This is a genomic window from Mycobacterium sp. E3198, from assembly GCF_001667015.1.
Taxonomy (GTDB): domain Bacteria; phylum Actinomycetota; class Actinomycetes; order Mycobacteriales; family Mycobacteriaceae; genus Mycobacterium.
Genome location: NZ_LZIS01000185.1, coordinates 1 through 7,131 on the forward strand (window position 1 = coordinate 1; position 7,131 = coordinate 7,131).

Below are 7,131 nucleotides of genomic sequence, written 5' to 3' on the forward strand. Positions count from 1 at the left end.
AGCGGACCCTGGATTGGGTGGATATTTCTTAGCCCCCATCGCCGCGAGCGTGCGGGGCCGCTAGCCGCGAGCGTGCGTGTTTGTACGGCGACACGCCGTGTGCGCCGTCATTCTGCGCACGCTCGCGGCAAGAGGGGGGGGCAAGGGAAACTAGTCCTCGCCGAGGATGCCGTAGACCTCGCGGCGGGCGTTGTTGAGGATTTCGACGATGCGCTGCTGCTGATCGGCGGTGGCGGTGTGAGCGGATTGCGCGACCGCGCCGAACAACTGGCCGATCGCGGCCCGCAGGTTGACCTGGCCGGGATCGGCGCCTTCGGCGATCTCATCCCACGGCGGGGTCTCGACCTTTTCGGCCGCCGCGCGGCCCTCGTCGGTCAGCGTGAAAAGCTTTTTGCTGCCGTCGGTTTCGCTGGCGCTGATCAGGCCTTCGTCGTCCAGCAGCTGCAGTGTCGGGTACACCGACCCGGGGCTGGGCCGCCAGATTCCGTTGCTGCGCTCGGCGATCTGCTGGATCATCTCGTAGCCGTGCATCGGCCGCTCGGCCAGCAGGGCCAGGATGGCCGCTCGCACGTCACCGCGGCGTCCACGGCCGCGGCCGCCACGACGCGACCCGCGCCGGCCGCCCGGGCCGAATCCGAACCCCGGGCCGAATCCGGGACCGAAGCCGGGACCGAAGCCGGGACCGAAGCCGGGACCGAAACCGGGGCCGAAGCGGTCCCCGCTGTGGTCGCGGAGGTGTTCGCGGAATTCCCGTCGGGCCTGGCGCCTGGCGTCGTGCAGGGCGCGCCGGTCCACCGGGCCGGGGCCGAAACCGAATCCGAAACCGGACCGGCCGGCGAATGGACCCTCGGGCGGAGTGAATGGGTTGGTCATGTTGGTTGTCCTTACGTCTGGGGAAGCTGCACCGGTCGTGCGCTTCGGAGTATCACGATATATCGGAAACTAACGCGATGCAACCAGATATTCTTTGGAGGGACGGGGAAGCCGCCGTTTTGGGCCTCTGACCTGGGCGAAAAGAATTCGAAGCGGCCGCGACGCCGCGGTTTGCCTCCGGCGGACCGCGGGTAGGAACTGAGGGATGGACGCTAACAACAACCTGGCCGTCGGCGGCGGAACCCGGGGCGTGGACCAGGCCAGGCCGGGCGACGGCGGCCGCGGCCGCGGCGCGTGGCCCTGGGTCAACTGGGGGTTGGCGCTGGCGATGGTGCCCGCCGCGGCGATCGTGATGCTCTTCGCGCTCGGCGCGGTGATGAGCACCGACGGGTGTAGCGAGCGCACGTGCCCGAACCTGGGTCGCGGCGGCATCGATTTCGGCGTCGCGTTCTACGGCGCGCCCGTCGTGGCCTTCGTCGTCATCGTCATCTCGTTCTTCACCGCCAAGCGCCGCGGCGGCATCGCAGTTCCGCTGGTTGGCTGGGCGCTGCTCATCCTGGACGTCGCCCTGATGGCGGCGGCCGTGTCCGGCTAGACCGGCGGCGCGAACCCACCCGGCCGCGGTTCCGGCGTCGCCGGCCCCGGTTGCGGCCAGGGTGCGGGCGGTGGCGGTGCGGCCGGCCAGCCGGGCGGACCCTGTTGCGGCCACGGCCCCCCGGGCGGCATCGCGGGGCGAAGCCGCGCCAGCTCGCGGCGGTGTCGCTCGGCGAGCACCGCGGCCAGCACCAGCTCCGGCGGGGCGCCGGGCGGGGGTGGCGGGGCGATGCGGGACACGACGTCACCGCCGATTCGGTATGCCATCTGTTGACGTAGCCGGCGATCGAGTTGCGGTGCGCGGGACAGGAATTGGCGTGCTACCTCGGCCTGGCCGGGATCCAGGCCGGACAGCTGCAGCGAGGACGCCCACCACGCCAGCGACGGCGGCATCACGGGCGGCGGCTCGGAGCGCGGCCCGCGCTCGCTGATCACGACGGTGCCGGCGAAGACGTCGCCGATGCGCTTGGCCTTCGGCGACAACAGGCTGCAGATGACGGCGGGGCTTCCCGCGAGCATCCAGATTTCGACCACGGACGCCAGCGCGCGGAACAGCGCCTGCCGGAAGCGTTCTGGGCCGCCGTCGTCGGACACCACGCGCAGGCCCATCACGATCTTGCCGACCGAGCGCCCACGGCTGGCGGTTTCGAACACCAGCGGATACCCGACGATCACCAGGACCGTGAAGACGAGCAGGATGGCGGCGCTCAGCGCGCCGTCGAACTGGGTGAGGGTGGCCGCCCACAACATCAGGCCCAGCACGTAGCCGACGAAGATCACGGCGATGTCGATCAGCGCGCCCACCGCCCGCACCGGCAACTGGGCGATCTGCACATCGAGCACCACCGCGTCCCCGGTGACCACCTCCGACATAACACCGAACGCTACAGGGCGATTAGGCTGCGCAGGGTGGACGTCGACGCATTCGTGCTGACCCATCGCGCAACGTGGGACCGGCTCGATCAATTGGTCAACAGACGCCGCTCCCTGACCGGCGCCGAGGTGGACGAACTCGTCGAGCTCTACCAGCGGGCCTCCACCCATCTGTCGATGCTGCGGTCGGCGTCGTCGGACTCGCTGCTGATCGGTCGGCTGTCGAGCCTCATCGCGCGGGCCCGCTCGGTGGTGACCGGGGCCCACGCGCCGCTGAGCAGTGCGTTCGTTCGGTTCTGGACGGTGTCGTTTCCGGTCGTCGCGTACCGCGCGTGGCGGTGGTGGCTGGGCACGGCGGTCGCGTTCTTCGCCGTCGCGGTGGTCATCGCGATCTGGGTGGCCGTCAATCCGGAGGTGCAGTCCGCACTCGGAACGCCAAGTGACATAGACGAATTGGTCAACCATGACGTGGCGTCGTATTACAGCGAACACCCGGCCGCGGCGTTCGCCCTGCAGGTCTGGATCAACAACTCCTGGGTCTCCGCCCAGTGCATCGCCATGTCGGTCGTGTTGGGGCTGCCCATCCCGATCATCCTGTTCAACAACGCCGCCAACCTCGGGCTGATCGCGGGGTTGATGTTCCAGGCCGGCAAGGGCGGCATCCTGCTGGGACTGCTGGCCCCGCACGGGCTGCTGGAGCTGACGGCGGTGTTCCTGGCCGGCGCGACGGGGATGCGGCTGGGGTGGTCGGTGATTTCGCCAGGGGACCGGCCACGCGGGCAGGTGCTCGCCGAGCAGGGCCGCGGTGTCGTCTCGGTCGCCGTCGGGCTGGTGGCGGTGCTGTTGGTCTCGGGACTGATCGAAGCCCTGGTGACGCCGTCCCCGTTGCCGACGTTCGTCCGGGTGGGCATCGGGGTCATCGCCGAGGCGGCGTTCTTGTCCTACATCGTGTACTTCGGTAGCCGCGCGGCCAAGGCCGGTGAGACCGGCGACGTCGAGGACGCGCCGGACGTCGTCCCGACCGGCTAGCCGGCTCGGCCCGAAAGCTAAAGCCGGCCGGTGGCTTTCATCGCCAGGTAGTGGTCCGCGAGGGCGGGCGCGATCTCCGCGGGTGGCGCGTCGACGACTTCCACCCCGCTGTGGCGCAGCCGGGTGGCGATCGCGCGCCGGTCGTTGCGGGAGCGTTCGGCGGCCGCCGCGTCGTAGACCGCCGCCGCGTCCGAGCGCCCCGCCGCCAGCTGGTCGACGCGGGGGTCGCCGACGGCGGCGATCATCACATGGTGTTTTGCCGACAGCTGCGGCAGCACCGGCACCAGCCCCTCGTCCAGCGCGGTTGCGTTGAGGTCGGTCAGCAGCACCACCAGCGAGCGGCGCCTGGTGCGCCGCAGCACGGCGGCAACCATTGCGCGCCAATCGGGTTCGATCAGCGCCGGTTGCAGCGGGGCCATCGCCTCGACCAGCTGGGCGAGCAGCTCGGTGCGCGACGCACCGAACACGGCGGCGCGGCTCACCCGGTCGTGCGCGAGGAAGTCGACGTGGTCGCCGGCCCGCGACGCCAGGGCGGCCAGCAGCAGCGCGGCATCCATCGACCAGTCCAGCCGCGGCCAGCCCGCCGGATCGGCGGCCGTCGGGTCGACGCCGACGCGCCCCGCGGCGGTGCGCCCGGTGTCGAGCACGATCACCACGCGGCGGTCGCGTTCGGGTCGCCACGTGCGCACCACGACGTCGGCGCGGCGCGCGGTCGCGCGCCAGTCGATCGAGCGCACGTCGTCGCCGACGACATACTCACGCAGGGAATCGAATTCGGTGCCCTGCCCGCGGATCAGCGTCGGCAGCAGGCCGTCGATCTCGCGCAGCTTGGCCAGGCGCGACGGCAGGTGCTTGCGCGACAAGAACGGCGGCAGCACCCGGACCTGACCCGGCACCGACTGCGAACCCTGCCGCCCGGCCAGCCCCAGCGGTCCGACCGACCGGGCGGTGACCAGGGCCGCGCGCTGATCACCGCGGCGAACCGGCCGCAGCCGGGTCTGCACGCGCTGGAGTTCCCCGGTGGCGATGCCGACGGCGTGACTGCGCGGTTCGGCGCGCGCGCTGGGCGGCCAGGCGTCGCGGACCTGCCCGCGGAACCGGCGGCGGCCGTCGTTGTGGATCACCAGGTCGGTGTCCACCTGCTGCGCGAGCCGCGCCGAGCAGTCCGGCGACCGGGCATAGCGCAGGCCGCGGGGGCTGGCCGCCAGCGCCGCATCGACGATCACCACCGCGCACAGGAGGAGCAGCAGGACGACGAAAGCCGTTGCCGGCCAAGGGGATGCTGCGATGGGCAGGACGCAGATCAGCGCCACCAGCCCGGTGCGCCCGGTCAGGATCACTAGCGGGGCACCGGGACCGATGCCAGGATCCCGTCGAGGACGCCGTCGGGCGTGGCCCCTTCGAGCTCGGCCTCCGGGCGCAGCATCACCCGGTGCCGCAGCGTCGGGCGGGCCATGGCTTTGACGTCGTCGGGGGTGACGTAATTGCGGCCGGACAGCCACGCCCAGGAGCGGGCGGTGGCCAGCACCGCGGTCGCCCCGCGCGGCGACACCCCCAGCTGCAGTGCGGGGGAGGAGCGGGTGGCGCCGACGATGTCGACGATGTAGCCCAGCACCTCGTCGGCGACCAGGACCTGTTGCACCGCTTGGCGTCCGGCGGCGAGCTCGGCGGGCCCGGCCACCGGCTTGATCGATGACAGGTCGCGGGGGTCGAAGCCGTGCGCGTGCCGGGCCAGGATGGCGATCTCCGCCTCGCGCGCCGGTAGCGTCACATTCAGCTTGAGCAAAAAGCGGTCCAGTTGCGCCTCGGGCAGCTGGTAGGTGCCCTCGTATTCGATCGGATTCTGCGTCGCGGCGACGATGAACGGGTCCGGCAGCGGCTTGGCTTCGCCTTCCACGCTGACCTGACGCTCCTCCATCGCCTCGAGCAGCGCGGCCTGCGTTTTGGGCGGGGTGCGGTTGATCTCGTCGGCCAGCAGCAGGTTGGTGAACACCGGACCCCGCCGGAATTCGAACGCGGCGGTGCGCGTGTCGTACACCAGCGAGCCGGTCACGTCGCCCGGCATCAGGTCGGGGGTGAACTGCACGCGCTTGAACTCCAGCTGCAGAGCGGCCGCCAGCGACCGCACCAGCAGCGTCTTGGCCACTCCCGGAACGCCTTCCAGCAACACGTGGCCGCGACACAGCAGCGCGATCACCAGGCCGCTGACCACTCCCTCCTGCCCGACGACGGCCTTGGCGAGCTCGGCTCGCAACGCGAGCAGCGCCTCGCGCGCCGAATCGGCGGCGGGCGTCTGGGTGGTAGCTGGTTGCGTCACGTGTGTGTGACCTGCCTTTCGATGTCGTCGAGCGCACGGGCGAGGTGTAACAGGTCCTGGTCGGTGGCCGGGGGTGGCCCGAACAAGTGGTAGGAGACGAATCCCGGGTCCGCGCCGCTGCGTTGGGCCACGGTCGCCACCACCGCCGGCGCCGGCGCGCCGGGGCCGAGGCCCAGGCGGGGCAGCAGCCGCTGCACGGTCGCGGTGCGCAAGGCGGAGGCGGCGCGATCGCGGGCCCGCCGCGAGCGGTAGAGCCGGCCGCGCCCCTCGACGGTCTCCGACGCCCGCACCACGACGGGCAACTCCTCGGCCACCAGCGGCCCGGGCCGGCGGCCCTTCCACAGGGCGACCAGCAGCACGACCACGCACAGCTGCCACACGATCCAGGTGACGTTCTCCGGGATCAGATCGAAAACCGAGGACGGCGCGGAGGTTTCGCCCTCGATGCGGTGGGGCGCGTACCAGACGAGGCGGGGCCGGTCGCCCGCGAGGTTCATCGCCAGCGCGGCGTTGCCCGCCTGCAACAGGCCGCCGTTGGTCATGAAGTCGGTGTTGCCGACGGCCGTGACGGTCCGCCCGTCGTCCCGATAGCGGATCAGCACCCCGTCATAACAGCTGGTTACGTCTCGGGAGTCGGTGGCCTGGTAGGTGTCGCTCGGCCCGAAGCGGGCGGTGCCAGCGCGATTGGCCTCGCGCAGAGTGCAATTCGGATTGCTGTCAAACGATATGGTCCCGATCGTTTTACGCACGCCCGGCATCAGCGCTTCGCGGGTTCGCGCCGTCGGTTCCACCAGCAGCAGATCGCCGGGGACCTTCGCCAACCGGTCCAACAGCGTGCTGTCGCCGAGGTATTGGCTCTGCGCCACCAGGATCTGCGTGTCGGGCCGGGCCGCGCGTTCGACGTCGGCGATGGTGTCGGCGACCACGACCTCGACGCCGCCGTCGCGCAGCAGCGTCACCAGCGCGCGCGCCCCGTCGGGCAGCGTCGATTCCGGGTCCATCCGGTCGCCGGGCCGCGGTGCGGTCAGGTAGGCACCGAGGCCGGCGATGGCGGCGAGCGCCGCGATGGTGAGAACCGCCCAGAACCACGGCCCCCAGCGCCGGGTGGGCTGCGCGGCCCCGGCCGCCGGACGCGCCGCGACGGTGGCCATCACCGGACCTGCGCCCATGCCGCGGTCGCCGCCGGCTGGCCGGACATCGCCGGCGTGGCCGGCGCGCGTGACCGCAGATGATCGTCGAGGGCGGCGATCATCCGGTAGGCGGCCTCGGTCCCGGGCCGCTCACCATACGTCACGTCGTTGAATGCGGTTGCCGCCTGGGACAATTCGTCGGCCAGGTGGGGGAGCGCCGCGCCGGCGTCTCGGGCCAGCTCGTTGGCGGTGCGACCCAAAGCCGGTTCCAGCACGCCGGTCTCCTCGAGCTGGCGTGCGACGGCGCGCAGCCGG

The 7,131-nt window shown here is 71.6% G+C and carries 8 protein-coding genes; 2 read left to right on the forward strand and 6 right to left on the reverse strand.

All coding sequences use genetic code 11. The features are described 5' to 3' along the window. Positions 1-150: 150 nt before the first annotated feature. Positions 151-873 carry a PadR family transcriptional regulator gene (locus A5673_RS20595; protein WP_068236651.1) on the reverse strand — a complete coding sequence of 241 codons (723 nt, stop codon included), beginning with the start codon at positions 871-873 and terminating at the stop codon, positions 151-153. 205 nt (positions 874-1,078) lie between these two features. Here A5673_RS20595 and A5673_RS20600 point away from each other — a divergent pair, with 205 nt between their 5' ends. Next, a complete protein-coding gene (locus A5673_RS20600) occupies positions 1,079-1,468 on the forward strand; it encodes a hypothetical protein (RefSeq protein ID WP_068236654.1) in 390 nt (129 codons plus the stop codon). Here the strand turns inward: A5673_RS20600 and A5673_RS20605 are convergent. After that, positions 1,465-2,340: an RDD family protein gene (locus A5673_RS20605; RefSeq protein WP_068236657.1), complete on the reverse strand. Its 876-nt coding sequence runs from the start codon at positions 2,338-2,340 to the stop codon at positions 1,465-1,467. The genes A5673_RS20600 and A5673_RS20605 overlap by 4 nt on opposite strands. A gap of 36 nt (positions 2,341-2,376) precedes the next feature. On the opposite strand from A5673_RS20605, the gene A5673_RS20610 reads away from it, so the two are divergent. After that, positions 2,377-3,369 carry a stage II sporulation protein M gene (locus A5673_RS20610; protein ID WP_068236660.1) on the forward strand — a complete coding sequence of 331 codons (993 nt, stop codon included), beginning with the start codon at positions 2,377-2,379 and terminating at the stop codon, positions 3,367-3,369. Between the two features lie 17 nt (positions 3,370-3,386). Here the strand turns inward: A5673_RS20610 and A5673_RS20615 are convergent, their stop codons facing one another. The 4 genes from A5673_RS20615 to A5673_RS20630 all read right to left on the reverse strand — a co-directional run. Further along, positions 3,387-4,709 (reverse strand): DUF58 domain-containing protein, encoded by a 1,323-nt coding sequence (locus A5673_RS20615; RefSeq protein ID WP_068236663.1) that lies wholly within the window; start codon positions 4,707-4,709, stop codon positions 3,387-3,389. Beyond that, a complete protein-coding gene (locus tag A5673_RS20620) occupies positions 4,709-5,686 on the reverse strand; it encodes a MoxR family ATPase (protein ID WP_068236666.1) in 978 nt (325 codons plus the stop codon). The genes A5673_RS20615 and A5673_RS20620 overlap by 1 nt, the downstream gene beginning before the upstream one ends. Beyond that, entirely contained in the window at positions 5,683-6,855 is a 1,173-nt protein-coding gene (locus tag A5673_RS20625; protein WP_369806504.1) for a DUF4350 domain-containing protein, read from the reverse strand. Before A5673_RS20625 ends, A5673_RS20620 begins: the two co-directional genes overlap by 4 nt. After that, on the reverse strand, positions 6,837-7,131 hold a 295-nt coding region (locus A5673_RS20630), incomplete at its 5' end, for a DUF4129 domain-containing protein (RefSeq protein WP_156748431.1). The genes A5673_RS20630 and A5673_RS20625, both read right to left, overlap by 19 nt.

Excerpts from the sequence above, each read along its gene's own strand:
- A5673_RS20595 (WP_068236651.1), bottom strand. The coding sequence starts at position 873 with ATGACCAACCCATTCACTCCGCCCGAGGGTCCATTCGCCGGCCGGTCC.
- A5673_RS20600 (WP_068236654.1), top strand. The coding sequence starts at position 1,079 with ATGGACGCTAACAACAACCTGGCCGTCGGCGGCGGAACCCGGGGCGTG.
- A5673_RS20605 (WP_068236657.1), bottom strand. The coding sequence starts at position 2,340 with ATGTCGGAGGTGGTCACCGGGGACGCGGTGGTGCTCGATGTGCAGATC.
- A5673_RS20625 (WP_369806504.1), bottom strand. The coding sequence starts at position 6,855 with ATGGGCGCAGGTCCGGTGATGGCCACCGTCGCGGCGCGTCCGGCGGCC.